Origin of the sequence: Segeticoccus rhizosphaerae (genome assembly GCF_005222685.1) — a bacterium.
Classification (GTDB): domain Bacteria; phylum Actinomycetota; class Actinomycetes; order Actinomycetales; family Dermatophilaceae; genus Segeticoccus; species Segeticoccus rhizosphaerae.
Genome location: NZ_SWMA01000011.1, coordinates 77,886 through 96,940 on the forward strand (window position 1 = coordinate 77,886; position 19,055 = coordinate 96,940).

Sequence of the window (19,055 nt, forward strand, 5' to 3'; positions counted from 1 at the left end):
CGACACGCCACCCCACGAAGTTCTCCGCTTCGCTCCGATACTTCGCGGGGGCCCCGACACGCCACCCCACGAAGTTCTCCGCTTCGCTCCGATACTTCGCGGGGGCCCCGACACGCCACCCCACGAAGTTCTCCGCTTCGCTCCGATACTTCGCGGGGGCCCCAACATGAAGCGTGCTGCTGCTGCGGTGGTCGCGGTGGCGCTGTCACTGGGTCTGTCGGCGTGTTCCTCGGACTCGAACTCGATTGCCGCGCAGGCGAAGTCGGGCAGCGGTAAGAGCTTCATCTCCGGGGACGGCACGATCGAGCAGCTCCCGGTTGCAGACCGGGGCAAGCCGTTGACGCTCTCCGGCACCACGGTCACCGGCAAGAAGTGGTCGCTGTCGCAGGCCGCAGGCAAGGTGGTCGTGCTCAACACGTGGGGATCCTGGTGCCCGCCGTGCGTCGACGAGGCCCCGCACCTGCAGAAGGCGTGGACGAAGCTCTCGAAGCAGGACAAGCCGGTTGCCTTCATGGGGATCAACTACCGCGAGAGCGCGGAGACCGCTGAGGCCTTCCTCCGCTCTCGCAAGATCACCTACCCATCCCTCGCCGACGACGGGGGCCAGACGCTGCTCGCGCTGCGGGGCAAGGCGTCGGTGACGCCGACCACGCTGGTCCTCGACGAGAAGGGCCGCATCGCCGCCCGGGTCTCCGGCCCCGTGTCGACCGCCACGTTGACCGGCCTGGTCAACACCGTCCTGCGTGAGTCTGCGTAGTCACGGCGTGCACAGTTCCCTGCCCTGGTCGGCCTCCGTGCTCACGGATGCCGGTTCGACGGTCATCTCCGGCAGCCTGCCGCTGGCGCTGCTGCTGGCCCTGGCCGCCGGCGCCGTGTCGTTCGCGTCACCGTGCGTGCTGCCGCTCGTGCCGGGCTTCCTCGGCTACGTGACCGGGCTGTCCGGTGAGGGGCTCGAGCGACAGGGGAGAGGGCGGCTGGTCACCGGCGCCCTGCTCTTCGTCGTCGGCTTCAGCGCGGTCTTCATCTCGGTCGCGGTGACCGCCTCGGCGTTCGGGACCCTGCTGGTGGAGCACCGCGGCCTGCTCATGCGGCTCGGCGGCGTCATCGTCATCGTGATGGCGCTGCTGTTCCTCGGCTTCGGGCCCCAGCGCACCTTCTCGCCACGGTGGCGCCCTGCGGCCGGGCTCGCCGGGGCTCCGCTGCTCGGAGTCGTCTTCGGTCTGGGCATGTCGCCCTGTGTGGGACCGGTCTTCGGGGCGATCCTCACGCTGTCCAACACCCTGTCCGCCGACTCCGACCTGATCCGGCGCGGTCTGGTGCTCTCCGGCGCCTACTGCCTGGGGCTCGGCATACCCTTCCTGCTCATCGCCGGGGGGTATGCGCGGGCCGGCCGCGCCTCCCGGTGGCTGCGTGACCACCACCGCCCCGTGCAGGTTGCCGGCGGGGTGCTCCTGATCATCGTCGGGCTGCTCATGGTGACCGGCCTCTGGGAGAGCGTCGTCACCTCGCTCCAGACGCGGCTCGTCGACGGATTCAGGACGGTGCTCTAGATGGCGCGCAGGACCCGAGACGACCTCGTGGAGCGCCCGGGCCACGAGCTGGACACCCAGCCGCAGGAGTCGGAGGTGCTCCAGCCGAAGATCGGCTTCCTCGGGCTGCTGCGGTGGATGTGGCGTCAGCTGACCAGCATGCGCACCGCGCTGTTCCTCCTGCTGCTGCTGGCGATCGGCGCGATCCCCGGTTCGATCTGGCCACAGCGCAACATCGATGCCGGCCGGGTCTCCGACTACCTGTCGCAGCACACCGTGGTGGGTCCGTGGCTCGACCGGCTCGGCTTCTTCGACGTCTACTCCTCACCGTGGTTCGCCGCGATCTACCTGCTGCTGTTCGTCTCGCTCGTCGGCTGCATCATCCCGCGCTCCCGGCTGCACTGGAAGGCGATGAGAGCCCAGCCGCCGAAGGCCCCGCGCCGGCTGGAGCGACTCTCGGCCCACCAGGAGCGGGTCGTGGTGGGCGAGCCCGAGCAGGTCGTGGCGGCCGCGCGAGCGGTGCTGCGCCGCAAGCGTTACCGGCTCCGGCCGGCAGACCCGGTCGATCCCGCCTCGGCGGACACGGTCGCCGCCGAGAGCGGCTACCTGCGCGAGACCGGCAACCTGGTGTTCCACATCGCACTGGTGGTCGTCATCATCGCGGTGGCGCTCGGCCACCTGCTCGGCTGGCGCGGCGACGTGATCGTGCCCGAGGGGCAGACCTTCTCCAACACCGTGTCCTCCTACGACACGATCGACCCCGGCCCGTGGGTCAATCCCGAGTCGCTCAAGCCGTTCTCGGTCCGCGTGCAGAAGCTGGACGTGTCCTTCGAGGACCAGGCCGGCGGGGCGCAGTTCGGCCAGCCGCGCGGCTTCACCGCCCACACCCTGACCCGCGACGAGCCGGGTGCGCCGGTCAAGGAGCAGAAGCTCGAGGTCAACGGACCCCTGTCGCTCGGTGGCGCCTCGGTGTTCCTGCTCGGCAACGGCTACGCCCCGGTCATCACGGTCAGGGACGCCAAGGGGCGGGTCGTCTACAGCCAGGCGACCCCGTTCCTGCCGCAGGACAACAACTACCGGTCGGTCGGGGCGGTCAAGGTGCCCGGCGGCGACCCCGAGCAGCTCGGGTTCTTCGGCTTCTTCCTGCCGACACTGGAGTTCGACAAGGAGCAGGGACCCATCTCGTCCTTCCCCGACCTGGACAACCCGGCCCTGGTCCTCGGCGTCTACAAGGGCGACCTCTACCCCGGCGGACGGCCCCAGTCGGTCTACACGCTCGACACCGACGAGATGACCCAGGTCAAGGGCGCGGACGGGCAGCCGCTGCGACTGCTGATCAAACCGGGCCAGACGATCAAGCTGCCCGACGGGCTCGGCTCGATCACCCTGGACAAGGTGGTGCGCTTCGCGGGCATCTCCATCCGGCACGACCCCGGCAAGATGCTGGCCCTGTGGGGCTCGCTGATCGCGCTGGCCGGGCTGATCGCCTCGCTCACGATCCGCCGGCGGCGGGTCTTCGTCCGCGTCCGTCCCGCCGAGCCGGAGACCGCCGGCGCCGGACCAGATGGCTCGGCCCCGCCGGGGCCACGTACTCTGGTCTCGATCGGCGGCCTCGCCAAGGGCGAGGATCCACGGCTCGCGGACGCGCTCGACCACGTCCTCGACGCCATCGCAGAACGGACAGGCAGCACGTCATGACCAACGAGACCCTCGCGACCTACTCCAACTACGGCCTCTACTCGGCCATCGTCGTGTTCACCCTGGTGATGCTCATGTTCGCGATCGACCTGGCCAAGGCCGCGAGCTGGACCGCCAAGGTGCGGACGGAGGACCACGAACGGGCGCTCGTCGGTGCGCAGGTCTCGGGAGCCGCAGCGCAGCAGGAGCCGGAGACGTCGGAGTCGCCGGAGACGGCGGAGACGACCACAGAGGTCAGCCGTCCCCGACAGTTCGCCGGCATGGGCATGTCGTTGTCCTGGCTCGGCACGCTGCTGCTGATCGTGACCCTGGCGCTGCGCGGCCTCTCGGTCGACCGGCCGCCGCTCGGCAACATGTACGAGTTCGCCCTCGTCGGCACCACCTTCGCCATGCTGGTCTTCCTGGGCCTCAGCCTGCGCCGCGACGTGCGCTGGCTCGGTCTGTTCGTGACCGGCCCGGTGCTGCTCACCCTGGGTCTGGCGCTGACCGTGTTCTACACCCAGGCCAGCCAGCTGCTGCCGTCGCTGCACAGCTTCTGGCTGGTCATCCACGTCACCGTCGCCACCTTGTCAGTGGGCCTGTTCACGGTGGCGTTCAGCGTCACGATCCTGCAGCTGATCAAGTCGCACCGCGAGCAGCACCCGCCGGCCAAACCGACCTTCGTGGAGGCCATGCCGTCGGCAGCCTCCCTGGACCGGACGGCATACGGGCTGCACGTGATCGCCTTCCCGCTGTGGACGTTCACGCTCATCGCGGGCGCGATCTGGGCCGAGCAGGCTTGGGGCCACTATTGGAACTGGGACCCCAAGGAGGTGTGGACCTTCGTGATCTGGATCGTCTACGCCGCCTACCTGCACGCCCGCGCGACCACCGGCTGGTCGGACCGCAAGGCCTCCTTCCTCGCGCTCGCGGGCTACGCCTGCATCCTGGTCAACTACATGGTCGTCAACGTCTACTTCGTCGGCCAGCACTCCTACTCGGGCATGTGAGCTGATGGCTGTGCGATACACCGTCCTTCGGCTGCTGACCTTCTTCGGTTTCCTGGTCGCCCTCTGGCTGCTGCAGCTGCGCGGCATCTGGCTCGTGGTGGCCGCCGGGCTGATGTCGGCGATCACGTCCTACTTCCTGCTCCAGGGCCCCCGGGCCGAGCTCAGCCGCAAGATCGAGGCGCGCGTGGACCGCCGGGTCAAGCGGGTCGACGAGCACCGCACAGCGGAGGAGGAAGAGGACGACGAGGCGTATGACGAGCCGTCCCGTCCCGACGAGGGCGACACCCCCCGCTGACGCTGCCCCCTTCACCCCCCTCTCGTGAGGAATCTTCGTGAGGTCTGGTGCCCTGTGAGGGACCGAAACCTCACGAAGATTCCTCCGGGGGACGGGGGTCAGCGGGTGGCGAGCCAGAGGCCGAGGCCGAGCAGCACGCCGTAGACCAGCTGCAGCCGACCGGTGCCGACGAGCACCTCGACCAGGTCGCGGCCCTGCGCGCCCGAGCGCACGCGGCGCACGGGCGGCACGGCGAGGGCCGCCGCCAGCAGACCGATCCACGCCGTCGGGTGCGCGACCCCCGCGACGATCACGGCGGCGAAGGCGAGGACCAGCAGCACGACATACAGCAGCCGGGTGCGCTGGTCTCCCAGCCGCACGGCCATCGTCCGCTTGCCGGTCTCGCTGTCGCCGGGGATGTCGCGCAGGTTGTTGGCGACCAGCAGCGAGCAGGCGATCAGCCCCACCCCGACGGCGCCGGCCCAGCTGGCGAGGTCGAGCGCGTGGGTCTGGGTCCAGACCGTGCCGAGCACCGCCACGAGCCCGAAGAAGACGAAGACGAAGACCTCGCCGAACCCCGAGTAGCCGTAGGGGCGGGAGCCGCCGGTGTAGTACCACGCGGCCAGGATGGCGGCGCCGCCGACGACCAGCAGCCACCACGACTCGGACAGCGCGACCAGGGTCAGCCCGGCGAGCGCGGCGAAGAAGAACGCGCTGAACGCGGCGATCTTGACGTTGCCGGGGTCGGCGAGGTGCTGGCCGACGAGCCGCACGGGTCCGACGCGCTGCTGGTCGGTGCCGCGGATCCCGTCGGAGTAGTCGTTGGCGTAGTTGACGCCCACCTGCAGCAGCAGCGCCACCAACAGCGCGAGCAGTCCGTAGCCAGGGTTGCCGTGACCGAGGGCGTAGGCGGAGCCGGTACCGATGATGACGGGCGAGACGGCGGCGGGCAGGGTGCGCGGACGGGCGCCTTCGACCCACTGGGACAACGTGGCCATGGACTCAGATCTGGAGGTGGGCGGGCAGGACGGACGGGGGCGTGGACGCGCTCGGCACGAGGTCAGAGGCCGCGCAGGAAGTCGGGGTCGTCATCGGGGCCGCGCGGCGCCGATGGCCGGCCGCGACCGGTGGTGCCCGCTCCGGGACCGCCAGGGCCATGACCGCCGGGTCCGCCGCCGGGCAGGATGCTCTGCGGCCGGCCCGCAATGAGCCACGCGATGGCGCCGACCGGTGGCGCGATGACGATGAGCAGGATCCAGATGAGCTTGTGCAGGTTGCGCACCTGCGACTCCTCGGTCTGGATGCACTCCACGACGGCATAGACCGTCACGAGGATGATGAGGAGAGGAACCAGCAGACGGAGCACGGCGCCTCCTTGGTCTGTTCAACTCGTTCAACGCTGCTTCGTTCAACGCTCTACCCATGATCTTGCCAGTTTGCACCGTCAAACACGAACAGACCTCGGACTGCTGCCCGGTCGGGCTTGCCCGGCCCCCGCAACGGGATCGTGGCGACGGTCACCAGGCGCTGCGGGAGGGCGTGGTCAGGGAGTATGCCGCGCAGCCGGTCGCGCACGTCCCGCACCGTCGGGGCCGGTCCGTCCATGACGATCGCGGCGCTGACCGCCTCACCCCATTCCGGGTCGGGGCTGCCGACGACGACGGCCTCGAGCACGCCGCCCAGGTGGGCGACGAGCGCCTCCTCGACCAGCCGTGGCGCGACCTTGAGCCCGCCGCTGTTGATCAGGTCGTCGACCCGGCCCTCCACGTGCAAGCGCCCGTCGACCCACCGGCCGACGTCGTCGGTGCGGAACCACCGGGTGCCGTCCGCGCCGGTGTGGAAGGCGCGCTCGGTCAGGTCGGGGCGGCCGAGGTAGCACTCGGCGAGGGTGGCCCCGCCGAGGCTGATCCGCCCCTCCTCGTCGATCCGCACCCGGGTCGGTGTCAGAGGCCGCCCGTCGTAGACGCACCCGCCGGCGGTCTCGCTCATCCCGTAGGTGGTGAGCACCCGGACGCCGGCCTCGCCCGCCCGGCGCAGGAGCGCGGGGGGAGCGGCTGCGCCCCCGAGCAGGATGCCGTCGTAGCGGGCCAGCGCCGCCACTCCTGCCGGGTGGGCGAGCAGCCGGCCGAGCTGGGTGGGGACCAGCGCGGTGTAGAGGCGGGACGAGCGGTGGTCGCTGGTCATCGACGCCGTGGCAGCAGCGAATATCTCGGGACGGAAGCCCCCGGTGAGGTCGAGCACGACCGGGGCGGTGTCGGCGACGATCGACCTGATCAGCACCTGCAGTCCCGCGATGTGCTGGGCGGGCATTGCCAGCAGCCACCGGCCGGGACCCCCCAGGCGCTCATGAGTGGCGTCGGCCGACGCCGTGAGCGCGGCGGCAGTGAGCACGGCCCGCTTCGGTGTCCCCGTCGAGCCGGACGTGCCGACCACCAACGCCGTCCCGGGCCGGACGGTCTCCCCCGCGGTCGCCGGGGCGGGTGAGCCGGCGGCATACGGGGCGAGGGCGGGGCCGGTCCCCGCCAGGGCGGCGCGCAGCAGTGGCAGCACCTTCGCGACCGCCGGCCCCGAAGGCACCGCACAGGGCAGCAGGCCGGTCTCGTCCACGCCGTCAGCGTATGCCGTGCCCCGCGGCGTCCCGGGGCAGGTTTCCACCGCCGGTGGGGCTCACCGGCAATGATGGCCGGGTGCTGCACCTTCGACTGCGCGTGCCCGAAGACCTGGTCGACGACGTCGCCGGCCTGCTGGAGGGGGAGGGCGAGACGGCCGTCAACGTGGCCGTCCTGCCGGGCGCCTACCGACGGCCGGACGGCGATCTCGTCATGCTCGACCTGCCGCGAGAGGGCGCCCAGCGGCTGCTCGGCCAGCTGCACGAGATCGGCCTGGTCGAGCGCGGCTCGATCACCATCGTCGACGACGAGGTCGTGCTGAGCGCGGCAGCCTCGGAGGCGGAGCGTTCGACCCCCGGCGCCCCCGAGGACGGGGTGGTGTGGGACGTCGTGGAGGACCACGCGCGAGAGGACATGCGGCTGTCCTTCTCCTACGTCGTCTTCCTGGTGCTCGCGACCCTCATCGCCGGGGTCGGCCGGCTGCAGGACCAGCCGGTCCTCATCGTCGGAGCGATGGTGGTGGGCCCGGAGTTCGCCCCGATGGCGGCGATCTGCCTCGCCGTGGCCCGACCTCGGCTGGGCCTGTTGCCTGGCGCAGCGTTGACCCTGGTCGGCGGCTACGTCATCGCGGTGCTGGTCGGCACCGTGATCTGGTGGGTCGTCTACCTCCTCGGCGGCTTCGACCCCGCTCAGCTCCACCACGGCCCGCAGACCGACTTCATCATCCAGCCGAGCGTGTGGTCGCTGGTGATCGCCGTCCTGGCCGGCACCGCGGGGGTCCTGTCGCTCACGACCGACAAGTCCTCGACGCTCGTCGGCGTCTTCATCTCGGTCACCACGGTCCCGGCGGTGGCCGTGCTGTCGCTCGCCCTCGCCACCGGTGACGGCGGGGACGCCGTCCACGCCCTGGAGCAGCTGGGCATCAACGTGTTCGGCATCCTCGTCGCCGGCACGCTCACACTGCTGCTGCAGCGCGTGATCTGGTCGCACACCGCCGTGCCCACCCCGCGCCGCAGGTCACCGAAGTCGGGCTGGTTCGCCGCACCGCGTCCCTGACCCGAGGAGGTCAGCCGGTCGGTCGGCGGTGGCCCGCGATACTGGTGCCATGACGAGCGCAACGCGACGACTGGCAGTGGTGACCGGGGCGAGCAGCGGCATCGGGGCGGCAACGGCGCGCCGGCTGGCCAAGGACGGTTTCGAGGTGGTGTGCGCCGCGCGGCGGCGTGAGCGCATCGAGGCCCTCGCGCAGGAGGTCTCGGGCCGCGCGGTGGTCTGCGACGTCACCTCCGCGCAGGACGTCGCGGCGCTGGCGGACGCGGTCGGGCCACGGCTGGAGCTGTTGGTCAACAACGCGGGCGGCGCGATCGGTCTCGAGCCGGTGGCCGAGGCCGACCTGGACGACTGGCGCACCATGTTCGAGACCAACGTGCTCGGGGTGGTGGCGGTGACCAAGTCTCTGCTGCCCGCTCTGCTCGCGGCCGACGGGTCCGGACAGGTCGTCGTGCTCGGCTCGACCGCCGGCCAGACGGCATACGAGGGCGGTGGTGGCTACGTCGCGGCGAAGTTTGCCGTGCGGTCGGTCGTGGACATGCTGCGGCTGGAGCTGGTCGACCAACCGGTCCGCATCTGCGAGGTCGCGCCGGGAATGGTGCGTTCGGAGGGTTTCTCGCTCACCCGGTTCCGGGGCGACGAGAAGCGTGCGGAGGCCGTCTATGCCGGCGTGGCCGAACCGTTGACCTCCGAGGACGTCGCCGACTGCATCGCGTGGATCGCCTCTCGCCCGGCGCACGTCAACATCGACCGGCTGACCGTGCGACCGCGTGCCCAGGCAGCCAACCACAAGGTCCACCGGGAGACCTGACGGCCACGGCCCCGTCGGACGGCCGGCCCTGTCGGGTGCCACTGCCGCGGTGGCGTGGCAGCATCGGTGGAATGCACGCCTCGGTCGCCACCGTGCTCGACGAGATCGCCGTCGAACACGGCCGAGAGTATGCCGCGGCAGCCCGCCAGGCATGGGGTGAGCTCACCGACGACGGCGGCCCCGAGGACGTCAGCCAGTACTCGCTGCAGGTCTTCTGCTGGGCGGCGACCGTGCGGCGCCACGAGGATCCCGCCGACCGGGTGCGGTGGGTGCAGGCACTGTCGGAGCTGCTGCGGCGGCTCGGACTGCACCGCTACTCCGAGATCGCGTGGGGGCCGGGCACGCGCGAGCTGCTGGAGGCGGCCCGATCGGATGCCGATGGTGGCCGGTCGACCTACAACCGGCTGATGCGAGAGGCCGGCGTGCTCCCCGCCGACACCGAGATGCTGACGTGGGGCACCGCCCACGGGCCGGTGGAGGGGGGACTGATCCGCCGGGTCGCCGACACCATCGAGCTGGCCTCGGTGACCGGTGCGGTCCAGCCCGGCCGCCGCACCGCCGGACGCGACCGGCGCCAGGTGACGCGAGAGGTGCTGCTCGCGCCGTCCCCGGGCGAGCCGGGCGCCCCAGTCCTCGCCAAGGTGCTGGCCGAGCGCGCCGAGCTGTGGGCGGGGGCGGGGCGCTCGATGGCGCGGTCGTCGCTGCTCGCGCCGCTCATCGACCGGGTCGCCGTGGCTCGGCCGCTGATTGACGGCGTCGACCTGTCCGAGCGGTTGGCCCGGTTGTGGTGGCTGGTCGAACGGTGCAAGGAGCCGGAACCGCTCACCTCGGCGGGATACCTCAAGCCGGCCACGGTGCGTGACTTTGTCGGTGATGTCGGCGAACCGCACGGCTTCGGCCGGGGCAACAGGGAGTCGCAGCGGCCCGACCTGCGCTACACGCGGCAGGTGGCACAGGGCCTGTCCCTGGTGCGTCGGCACGCGGGCGAGTTGAGGACCACCAAGCAGGCGACGAGCACGAGCTCGCCCGCGGAGCTCGCGCCGCTGGTGGCGCGGCGCTGGCTGGACCGTGGGCCGTGGGACGTCGAGCAGCACGCGCGCGAGGCCGTCGTGGCGACGCTGCTGACCGGGCCGAGCACCACCGACGACCTCGTCGCGACCGTCATGGTCGTGCTCGGCGAGATGGGTTGGCGCGGCAGCGACGGGTCTCCGCTCACCGCCGAGGACACCTACTGGTTCGCCCTCGAGCCCTATCGCGAGCTGCACCACGTCGGGCTGCTCGCTGACCACGGCTACTCCGGTCAGGTCTCGCTGGCACCGGGTGCGGCGGAGCTGCTGCTGGAGTCTGTGCGGCAGTTCCTCGCCCACCGAGACCCGCGCGCCTACGCCCTGGCCTGACCCCGTGGCGGTCTCGCGGTAGGCGCGCCCTTCCAGCCGAGCACGCGGTGGGCCCTGGAGCAGTCGAAGCCACCGGCCCGGCCGGTCAGCGGAGCGCGCAGCTCGCTGCTGGGGGAGTGCTCGGCGACCAGCTGCTCGATCGGCCGCTGCGCCCGGATGTCCGGAGCCGTGATCAGCAGGCACTCGAAGGGGTTTCCTTCGCCCTCCCGGGTCAGCGAGAGCAGGCAGGCGCGGGCGGCGTCCTCGAGGTCGACGTAGCCCCACAGGTTGCGCGCGTCCTCGCGCTCCGACGTGGCGCCGTCGAGCGAGCGGAGCTCGTCACGGGTGAGGATCCACTGGAACCGCAGCGCTGTCACGGTCATGCCGCGCCGGGCATACATCTGCCCCATCCGTTCTAGGAAGTCCTTGGTGAGGGCATAGGGATCGACGTACTGCAGCGGGCTGTCCTCGTCGACCGGCAGATAGGGCTGGTCGAAGGGCTGGGTCGACCAGGCGGTGCCGTAGATTGCACCGCTGGAGGCCAGGACGGCCGTGCGGATGCCCGTGTTCCACGACTCCTCGAGGGCGTTGAACGTCGACACGGTGTTGGTCTGGACAAGGTCTGCCGGCTCGATGTCCTCGGGGCTCGGGATGCCGGCGCAGTGGATGATCGCGTCCGCACCGCGCACGGAGCGCGCTACCGCGTGCCGATCGAGCAGGTCGAGGACCTCGCCATCCCGGCCGTCAACGACCGGCCTCACATCCGCCTCGACCACCTCGTGCCCGGCCGCGGCGACCTGGCGGCACACCTCCGCGCCGAGCTTGCCCCGCGCTCCGCTCACCCACACCCGCATGCGCTCAGGCTAGGCGCTGGCCGGAGCGGGAGTGGACCAGCGGGACAGGTCAGAAGTACCAGGGGAACTTTCCCGCAGGGCTTTCGTGGTTGTCAATCATGGTTGACTCTCGATGGAACAGTAGGCCTGACCTGCATAAACGCGGAATCTGCGGGGTTGGACGTTGTCGGCTAGATCGGGTCACCGCCGGACTTCTTGCGGACTTTTTGCGGACTGCGCCGCCCCCACCAGCAGCCCGACGCGTGGGTGCTGTTACTCGTTGCGACGGCGGCGGACGTCGCGGCCTCGGGGCCAGATTGCACTGGGGTCTGCCCCGCAAACCCACCCGGTTCTCGGGAACATCACGCCGGAGGCTCTTCTTCCACGGGAGGAGATCCGCGTTGAGCGACCTAGCGTTGGTAACGATGCGGTGAAGGTACCGGTTTCGTTGGGTTGTGCTCTTGTCGTTGGTGATCGGGGCCGAGTACGTTCTGGCGACCATCGCGAAGCGAGTTTGTTCGGTGAGCGCTCTGGGGCCGCGCCCGGTGTGGGTGGTGGTACTGGGTTGCGCCGCCTTCGGGGGCGGGTGCCGGGGTGTCGAGGGGTCGTCGCGATGGGCGTGTTGTCTGCTGTTTTCGGGGTTCCGCGGTCGTGGCGTCCGGCGACGGGTGTGCTGGCGGGGGTGTTGGCGCTGTCGCTGGGGGTGATGGAGCTGCCGGCGGCGGCCGCGAGCGAACCGGCGGCGGCTTCGTCCGCGACATCCGCGTCGTCGGCTGCGGTGTCGCGGGTGTCGGCGTCTCGGGATGATCAGGGTGATTTGACCGCGCCGGGGGCGGTGGCGGCGAGTGTGAACGCGCGGTTGGCGGGTGAGCGCGTAGAGGACCTGTCGCAGCGGACGGAGACGTCCTCGACGTTCGCGTTGCCGGACGGGACGTGGCAGACGTCGTACGCGACGGGGCCGGTGTGGGTGCGTCGGGGCGGGGATGGCACGTCGCTGCAGGATTGGGCGGCGCAGGACTCGAGTCTGTCGGCGAACGGGGACGGTTCGTACTCCCCGGTGGCGCAGGCCGGTGGGGTGCGCCTGTCGGGCGCCCGGAGGGCTAGCGGCGGGGTGTCGGTGGTGGCTTCGTTGACCGACCCGGCTACCGGGGTGACCTCCCAGGTCACGTTCCCCGGTGACTTGCCCGCGCCGGAGGTGACCGGTTCCCGTGCGACCTACCCGGGCGTGCAGCCGGGGTGGACATGGTGGTGGATGTGACCGGCGCGGGGGTGGAGCAGTACTTCGTGGTCCGGGACCGGCCGGCCGATCCGCGGGGGTTGGACCTGGTGACCGGTTTGCAGGCTGCCGGGTCGAGCGCGCAGGGAGTGAGCGCGACAACCCCGGGGGAGGCGGCCAGGGGCGGTGATGTGGCCCGGCTGGTCACCAAGGATGGCGAGGTGGCGGCGGCGGTGGCGACCCCGTTGGTGTGGGACGCGACCTACGACGCCGCGCTGGCCAACCCGGTCACCGACCCGTTCGACCCGGACACTCAGCCGGGCCTGTGGGCCGGCACCACCGAGGGCGCGAAGGCGCGGGCCGGCACGCCGAGCGAGGCTGCCTCCGCGCCATCCGAGCCGTCCGCCTCGGCGAGCGTGGTCGACGCGCAGGATCTTGGCAATGTCGCGCCGGTGGCCACCGAGGTCACCACTGACGGCGGGTCGGCGGCGGTCGATCTGACCGCTGACGCGTCGACGTCGTCGGGTGCCCCGGCGGATGCGAGGTCGGTGGCGGACTTTCTGTCCGACCCGGCCACGAGGTTCCCGGTGGTGGTGGACCCGTCGGTGTCTTTGTCGTTCACGTTCGATGCGTATGTGCAGACGCGGACGACCACCGACCAGTCGAGCGACACGGAGCTGCGGGTGGGCACCTACGATGGCGGGACGACGCAGGCGCGGTCGTTCTTGACGATCTCGACGCCGCAGGTCAAGGGCAAGAAGGTGTTGTCGGCGACGATGAAGTTGTGGGAGTTCCATTCCTGGTCGTGCGCGGCGCGGGGGTGGGAGGTGTGGTCGCTGACGGCTCTGGCGACCAGCGCGACCCGGTGGTCGAACCAGCCGGGGCTGCGGTCCCGTTATGGCTCGTCGAGCCAGACCAAGGGCTTCTCGGCCGATTGTGCGGCGGGGTGGGTGTCGGTGGACGCGACGGATCTGGCTCAGGCGTTCGCCGACACCACCGCCACCTCGCAGGGGATCGGGATGCGCGCCACCTCGGAGACCGACTCGTACGGGTGGAAGCGGTTCAACTCGGGCAACGCGGCCAGCGGGAAGCCGACGTTCACGGTGACCTACAACTCGTATCCGGCGAAGGCGTCGGGCGGGTCGATCGGCCCGCACGTGTGGTACCCGGACTCCACCGGGGCGCTGATCGTCAAGACCCGCCGGCCGCAGGTGAAGGCGACCGTGTCCGATCCGGATGGTGGCAGCGTGTGGGCGCAGTTCTACCTGGAGGACCAGACCACCGGGAAGGTGGTGTGGAACTGGGTGAGCGGCTCCAAGGTCGCTTCCGGCAGTGTCTCGTCGTACACCCCGACGACCGACCTGCCCGAGGGGCACACCTACGCGTTGCAGGTTCGCGGCTGGGACGGCTCGCTGGCCTCCAAGAGCAGCTACCGGCCGTACGCGGTCGGTGGGGTGTTCACCGTGGATGCCCAGGCCCCTGCCGCCCCGACGGTGACCGCCTCGAGCTTCGCCAAGGGGCAGTGGAAGGACCCGGCCCCGGGCTCGAACACGTTCACGTTCACCGGCACCGACTCCGACGTGGTCTCCTTCCAGTATCTGCAGGACGACGCCACGACCTGGAAGACCGTCACCGTGTCGGGGACCACGCCGAAGGCGACGCTGTCGTGGAACCCGACCGGTTCGCACCAGCTGCAGGTCCGGGCGGTCGACAAGGCCGGCTGGGCCTCGGGCGTGTCGACGTTCACGTTCGGCGCCGGTGGGGCGGCGCTGACCAGCCCGGTGGGTGGGAGCAAGTCCACTGGCAAGTTCATCGCCCGCGCGTCCGGCCCGGCCGACGCGAACGGGCCGGCCACGGTCACCGCCTACTACCGGCTCGCCGGCGGCCCGGCAGCGTCCGGGGATTCGGCGGTGAACGGGTCGACCAGCGGGTGGACCGCGATCGACGGGTCGGCCACCACCGTGGCCCAGGACGCCCCGATCAGCTACGCCCACACCTTCGACGCGGCCGCGATCGCCGCGGCCAACGGCGCGGTCCGGGGCACCCTGCAGCTGCAGGTACAGGTGTGCGCCAAATACTCGACCGGCACGACCCGGTGCACCTGGAACGGTGCCGCCGCGGCGAAGAACAAGCCGACCGTCACCTACCTGCCCTCGGCCTTCGGGGGCGACTTCCCCACCGCCGACGCCGGCCCGGGACAGGTGGCCCTGTGGACCGGCGAGTACTCCCAGTCCGCCACCGACGTGTCGGTGCCCGGCTACGCCGGCGACATGAGCCTCGGACGGACCTACACCTCGCTGGACACCCCGGCCGAGGGGTCGGTGTTCGGACCCGGCTGGGCGGCCTCTTTCGACGGCACCGACCAAGGTGTCGCCGGCTGGGAGGTCGTCGACCACACCCGCATCGACGGCACCCTGGCGCTGTTGTCCGGGGACGGTGAGGTGCTGATCTACCGGCAGGACGCCACCACCCGCACCGCCCAGTGGGTCGGCGCCTACCTGCCGGCCGACCAAGACACCCGGCAGGTCGGCGCCACCGCCAAGGTCGTGGCCGGGTCGCCGAAGACGATGGTGTTCACCGACCCCGACGGGGTGGCCACCACCTTCGCCTACACCAGCGGCCAGTGGCGCGCGACCGCGGTGGCCGACCCGGCCGACCCGGGCGCGACCACCTTCACCCGCGACGCGGGCAGCGGCAACGTCACCCGGATCCTGGCCCCGTCCGCCGCCAGGATCGACTGCACCGGCACCCTGGCCCCGGGATGCCGCGCCCTGAACCTCGCCTACGCCACCGCCACGACGGCGACGAGCACCACGGATGGGGACGTCAAGGGTCAGGTCAAGCAGGTCAGCTACACCGCCTACGACCCGGCCACGGCCGCCATGGCCACGAAGGTGGTGGCCACCTACCGGTACAACGGTGCCGGGCAGCTGACCCAGGTCGTCGATCCCCGTACCGGTCAGACCACCAGCTACGGGTACGCCGGGACCTCCGACTCCGGCCAGCCACTGCTGACCAGCAGCGAAGACAGCGGCCGGGCCGGCTACACCCTGACCTACGGGGCCGTGCGCGGCGCTTCGCCCGATGGCACCGCCTCGGCCGCCACCACGGTCACCAAGGGCCTGCAAACCGTCAAGCAGGACAACGCGGACGGCAGCACGGGAAGCGTGCAGGTGGCCCGGTTCGTCTACTCGATCGACCCCACCAGCTACACCGCGAGCTCCAATCTGCCCGACCTGCGCGCCGCGGACGCCTCCGACCCCGGCGTCGGGGTCGGCCGCTGGGGACAGGCGGTCGCCCCCACCTACGGGGCGGGCGTGTTCGGGATGGACAAGGCCGTGGCCACCTCGACGGCGTCCTCGGTGAGCACCGCGAACTGGCCGTACGCGCACCTGCAGTACACCGGCGCCGACGGCCGGGTCATCGACACCGCGAGCTACGGGGCCGGGGACTGGCAGTACACCGCCACCGAGTACGACCAGAACGGTAACCCGGTCAGGGCTTGGGACGCCCGCGGCATCGCCGCGATCCTCGCGAACGGCGACGCCGCCGGCGCCGACTCCTACGCCACCCTGACCGCCTACAACGACGACCTGACCACCAGCGCCGCCGCCGACGGCCCCGCCGGGACCCAGTCGGTGCCGGCCGGGACCGTGATCGCGCCGGCCGGGACCTGGGTGACCGACACCTGGGGACCGGCCACCGACGCCACCGGTGGCGGTGACCCGGTCCGCGTGCACACCCACACCGACTACGACCAGGGCGCCCCCAACGCTGGCGTCAACCCCAAGACCGGTCTCGCGTTCGGGCTGGCCACCACGACCACCACCAGCCAGGTTCCTGCGCAGGTGTCCACCCCCGGGGCCGGCGAGACCATCCTGTCGCGGACCAGGACCGGGTACGCGCCCCAGGACGGGTCCGGGCTGACGTCGGCGACCTCGGGGTGGACCCTGGGGTCGGCGACCACGACCACGACGGTCACCGACTTCGCCGCCGGGACCGGGCCAACCACGAAGACGGTGTATGACGTGCAGGGCCGGGTGGTCAAGACGGTCGGGCCCAGGTCTGACGGCGCCGACGCAGGCACCCGGCTGACCAGCTACTACACCGTGGCCGCCAACCCCGACGCCCCGGGCTGCGGTGGCGCGGGCGTGGCGGCGTGGGCGGGGTTGGCCTGCCAGACCCGCACCGCCGAGACCACTCCCACGCTCCCGGTCACCACGATCACCGGCTACTCGTTCTACGGGGCGGTCCAGTCCAGCACCGAGACCACGGGCGCGGCGGTGCGCAGCACCCGGTCGTGGTTCGACGAGGCCGGCCGGGTCACCGGCGAGCAGACCACCGCCTCGGGCGTGGCCGGCTCGGCCCCGACCGACGCCACGCTCACCCACTACAACACCCAGGGGCTGGTGGACTACACCGCCGGCATCGACCCGGCCACCATCCCGGCCGGCCAGGCGCCTTCGGCGGGCACCGAGACCGGGCGGGTCTCCACGAGCTACGACGCCTGGGGCAGGGTCACCGGGTACACCGACGCCACCGGCACCCACACCGCCACCGGGTACGTGGCGGCCGGGCTGCCCGGTGCCGGGCAGGTCGCCACCATCAGTGGCCCGCAGTCGACGACCAGTTACAGCTACGACCAGACCACCGACGGCAAGGCCGAGCACCGGGGCCTGGTCACCACCCAGACCGTCACCGGCGCCACCACCAGCGGGCCGTTGACCTACCGCGCGGTCTACGACGCGGCCGGGGACCTGGTCAGCCAGTCCCTGCCGGCCGGGGTCACCCAGACGGCCAGCTACTCCCGGGACGGGCAACAGACCGCGCTGGCCTACGACGGGGTCGCCGCGGACGGGACCACCACTCCGCTGCTGGGCTGGGCCCTGACCGCCGACGCGCTGGGCCGCACCACGAGTGTGTCCACCAACGCCGGCACCGGGGATGCCGCGATCGGGCGCACCCTCGGCTACGGCTACGACCACGCCGGCCGCCTCACGACGGTGACCGACGCCCGCGGCGACGTGTGCCAGGCCCGCACCTATAGCTTCGACGCCGACAGCAACCGCACCGGCCAGACCGCCGCGACCAGCAACACCGGCGACTGCGCCGACACCCCCGACACCACCGTGGCCAAGGTCTGGGCTTACGACGCCGCCGACCGGGTGCAACACGGCGCCACCATCACCACCACGGTCACCGGCACCGACGAGGCCGGCGACCCCGTGACCTCCACCGACACCAGCACCGGCGCCGCCTACGGCTACGACGCCCTGGCCCGGATCACCACCCTGCCCGCCACCGACACCCCGGCCGGAACCAGTTCCCCGGGTGGTGTGGCCGTCGGATACTACGACACCGACGCCGCCCACACCCTCACCCAGGACGGCACCACCACCGCCTACACCCTCGACCCGTCCGGGCGGCGCGCCACCTCCACCCTGACCGGCCCGGACACCGACACGGTCACCACCACCCGGCACTACGGCAACGAGGCGGACAACCCGTCCTTCGCCGATCAGACCACCGGCACCGGCGACCCCGTGGTCAGCATCTACGGCACCTCCATCGGCGGCGACCTGGCCGTCACCATCACCGGCGGGACCGCGTCGCTGGCGCTGGCCGACCCGCACGGCGACACCATCACCACCCTCGACGTGCCCACCGACGGAACCGCCCCCCAGCTGTCCTCACCGGTGCTGTGCTACGACGAATACGGCAACCCCGCCACCGACCTGACCCCCACCGGCCTCGACGCTGACGGCAACCCCATCGACCCCGCCGGCACGGTCAGCCCACCGGCGACCGGCGCCATCGCCTACGGCCACCTCGGCGCCAAACAACGCGCCACCGACCCCACCGGCCTCCAACTCATGGGCGCCCGCCTCTACAACCCCGCCACCGGCCGCTTCACCAGCATCGACCCCATCGAAGGCGGCTCACCCAACCCGTATGCCTACCCGGTAGACCCCAACCAAACCGACCTCAACGGCCAATTCTGGGGATGGGCGAGAAGGACAGCGAGCTGGGTCAGGAGGAACCGTGGTCTGGTCGCAACGGGGATCGCCACCGGGGGCTGCTTGGTTCCCGCCGTTGGATGGGCAGCCTGCGGAGGGCTGCAGACGGCGGCCTGGTCCGTACGGAGCCAACAAACCGTCGCGGCGCGCGGCTGGCGCAGGAGTTGGCGATCGGTGACAGGGGACGCGTTGCTGACTTCCGTTGGCGTCGGCGGAACCAGCACCTACAGGTACCTCCAGTACGGGCGCATGGGACGACCCTGGCGCAGTGGACTCAAAGGGGGACTTAAGAATTCCTCCTATTCTTGGCAGAAGACGTCGCGGTTCTTTAGGGGGCACGCCGCGGCTAGCACGCAGGTGACCTCGATGCATGATGCTTATGTGTATAGCCGCAAGAAGCAGATCAACCGATACCGGCGCTGGTGAGATGGATAGGAAGACCTTTAGATCCAGAACGTGGGGTGTCTACACGACCCTATTGCAACTGGCGTCTGCTTTTGCTTTCGGAATAATGCCACTTGCTCCTGGACCGCTGGGCGAAAATATTGCCTTCACGCTCATCGCCTTGGTGTCGCTCGCTGGAGCAGTTCGTTCGTCACTGATGCGTGTCGTCGTGAGTGGAAACCGGGTGACAATACACGGCTATCTGGGGA

The 19,055-nt window shown here is 71.1% G+C and carries 14 protein-coding genes; 10 read left to right on the forward strand and 4 right to left on the reverse strand.

What is annotated here, in order from left to right:
* The first annotated feature begins 166 nt into the window (after window positions 1-166).
* From FCN22_RS10085 to FCN22_RS10105, 5 genes are read left to right on the forward strand one after another with little or no spacing between them, the layout of a single operon-like run.
* Window positions 167-757 carry a TlpA family protein disulfide reductase gene (locus tag FCN22_RS10085; RefSeq protein ID WP_137121410.1) on the forward strand — a complete coding sequence of 197 codons (591 nt, stop codon included), beginning with the start codon at window positions 167-169 and terminating at the stop codon, window positions 755-757.
* Window positions 744-1,550 carry a cytochrome c biogenesis CcdA family protein gene (locus FCN22_RS10090; RefSeq protein WP_338016646.1) on the forward strand — a complete coding sequence of 269 codons (807 nt, stop codon included), beginning with the start codon at window positions 744-746 and terminating at the stop codon, window positions 1,548-1,550. The genes FCN22_RS10085 and FCN22_RS10090 overlap by 14 nt, the downstream gene beginning before the upstream one ends.
* Window positions 1,551-3,227 (forward strand): cytochrome c biogenesis protein ResB, encoded by a 1,677-nt coding sequence (resB, locus tag FCN22_RS10095; RefSeq protein ID WP_137121411.1) that lies wholly within the window; start codon window positions 1,551-1,553, stop codon window positions 3,225-3,227.
* A complete protein-coding gene (gene ccsB, locus FCN22_RS10100; RefSeq protein WP_137121412.1) occupies window positions 3,224-4,216 on the forward strand; it encodes a c-type cytochrome biogenesis protein CcsB in 993 nt (330 codons plus the stop codon). The genes resB and ccsB overlap by 4 nt, the downstream gene beginning before the upstream one ends.
* Before the next feature lie 4 nt (window positions 4,217-4,220).
* The gene (locus FCN22_RS10105; protein ID WP_137121413.1) at window positions 4,221-4,511 is read left to right on the forward strand and encodes a DUF4229 domain-containing protein; all 291 of its coding nucleotides are present in this window, start codon (window positions 4,221-4,223) and stop codon (window positions 4,509-4,511) included.
* A 98-nt stretch (window positions 4,512-4,609) separates the two neighbouring features.
* On the opposite strand, the gene FCN22_RS10110 is transcribed toward FCN22_RS10105, so the two are convergent.
* From FCN22_RS10110 to menE, 3 genes are all read right to left on the reverse strand, one after another.
* Window positions 4,610-5,488, reverse strand: a complete 879-nt coding sequence (locus FCN22_RS10110) for a 1,4-dihydroxy-2-naphthoate polyprenyltransferase (RefSeq protein WP_137121414.1) — start codon at window positions 5,486-5,488, stop codon at window positions 4,610-4,612.
* A 62-nt stretch (window positions 5,489-5,550) separates the two neighbouring features.
* Window positions 5,551-5,856, reverse strand: a complete 306-nt coding sequence (locus tag FCN22_RS10115; RefSeq protein WP_137121415.1) for a PLD nuclease N-terminal domain-containing protein — start codon at window positions 5,854-5,856, stop codon at window positions 5,551-5,553.
* A 50-nt stretch (window positions 5,857-5,906) separates the two neighbouring features.
* On the reverse strand, window positions 5,907-7,097 hold the full coding sequence (gene menE, locus FCN22_RS10120; protein ID WP_137121416.1) for an o-succinylbenzoate--CoA ligase: 1,191 nt from the start codon (window positions 7,095-7,097) through the stop codon (window positions 5,907-5,909).
* Window positions 7,098-7,177: 80 nt separating this feature from the next.
* On the opposite strand from menE, the gene FCN22_RS10125 reads away from it, so the two are divergent.
* The 3 genes from FCN22_RS10125 to FCN22_RS10135 all read left to right on the forward strand — a co-directional run bounded on the left by FCN22_RS10125 (window position 7,178) and on the right by FCN22_RS10135 (window position 10,357).
* Complete coding sequence (locus FCN22_RS10125) at window positions 7,178-8,155, forward strand: DUF389 domain-containing protein (RefSeq protein WP_137121417.1); 978 nt, start codon at window positions 7,178-7,180, stop codon at window positions 8,153-8,155.
* A gap of 49 nt (window positions 8,156-8,204) precedes the next feature.
* On the forward strand, window positions 8,205-8,960 hold the full coding sequence (locus FCN22_RS10130; RefSeq protein WP_137121418.1) for an SDR family NAD(P)-dependent oxidoreductase: 756 nt from the start codon (window positions 8,205-8,207) through the stop codon (window positions 8,958-8,960).
* 71 nt (window positions 8,961-9,031) lie between these two features.
* Window positions 9,032-10,357 carry a hypothetical protein gene (locus FCN22_RS10135; protein WP_137121419.1) on the forward strand — a complete coding sequence of 442 codons (1,326 nt, stop codon included), beginning with the start codon at window positions 9,032-9,034 and terminating at the stop codon, window positions 10,355-10,357.
* Here FCN22_RS10135 and FCN22_RS10140 read toward each other — a convergent pair.
* Window positions 10,342-11,190, reverse strand: coding sequence for an NAD-dependent epimerase/dehydratase family protein (locus tag FCN22_RS10140; RefSeq protein ID WP_137121420.1), 849 nt, complete (start codon window positions 11,188-11,190; stop codon window positions 10,342-10,344). The two genes, FCN22_RS10135 and FCN22_RS10140, sit on opposite strands and share 16 nt — an antisense overlap.
* Window positions 11,191-12,016: 826 nt before the next feature.
* Here FCN22_RS10140 and FCN22_RS10145 point away from each other — a divergent pair.
* Together FCN22_RS10145 and FCN22_RS10150 are read left to right on the forward strand one after the other, a co-directional pair.
* Window positions 12,017-12,427: a hypothetical protein gene (locus FCN22_RS10145; protein ID WP_137121421.1), complete on the forward strand. Its 411-nt coding sequence runs from the start codon at window positions 12,017-12,019 to the stop codon at window positions 12,425-12,427.
* Complete coding sequence (locus tag FCN22_RS10150) at window positions 12,412-18,828, forward strand: DNRLRE domain-containing protein (RefSeq protein WP_137121422.1); 6,417 nt, start codon at window positions 12,412-12,414, stop codon at window positions 18,826-18,828. Before FCN22_RS10145 ends, FCN22_RS10150 begins: the two co-directional genes overlap by 16 nt.
* The last annotated feature ends 227 nt before the right edge of the window (window positions 18,829-19,055 follow it).

Excerpts from the sequence above, each read along its gene's own strand:
- FCN22_RS10085 (WP_137121410.1), top strand. The coding sequence starts at position 167 with ATGAAGCGTGCTGCTGCTGCGGTGGTCGCGGTGGCGCTGTCACTGGGT.
- resB (WP_137121411.1), top strand. The coding sequence starts at position 1,551 with ATGGCGCGCAGGACCCGAGACGACCTCGTGGAGCGCCCGGGCCACGAG.
- ccsB (WP_137121412.1), top strand. The coding sequence starts at position 3,224 with ATGACCAACGAGACCCTCGCGACCTACTCCAACTACGGCCTCTACTCG.
- FCN22_RS10105 (WP_137121413.1), top strand. The coding sequence starts at position 4,221 with ATGGCTGTGCGATACACCGTCCTTCGGCTGCTGACCTTCTTCGGTTTC.
- FCN22_RS10110 (WP_137121414.1), bottom strand. The coding sequence starts at position 5,488 with ATGGCCACGTTGTCCCAGTGGGTCGAAGGCGCCCGTCCGCGCACCCTG.
- FCN22_RS10130 (WP_137121418.1), top strand. The coding sequence starts at position 8,205 with ATGACGAGCGCAACGCGACGACTGGCAGTGGTGACCGGGGCGAGCAGC.
- FCN22_RS10135 (WP_137121419.1), top strand. The coding sequence starts at position 9,032 with ATGCACGCCTCGGTCGCCACCGTGCTCGACGAGATCGCCGTCGAACAC.
- FCN22_RS10140 (WP_137121420.1), bottom strand. The coding sequence starts at position 11,190 with ATGCGGGTGTGGGTGAGCGGAGCGCGGGGCAAGCTCGGCGCGGAGGTG.
- FCN22_RS10150 (WP_137121422.1), top strand. The coding sequence starts at position 12,412 with ATGGTGGTGGATGTGACCGGCGCGGGGGTGGAGCAGTACTTCGTGGTC.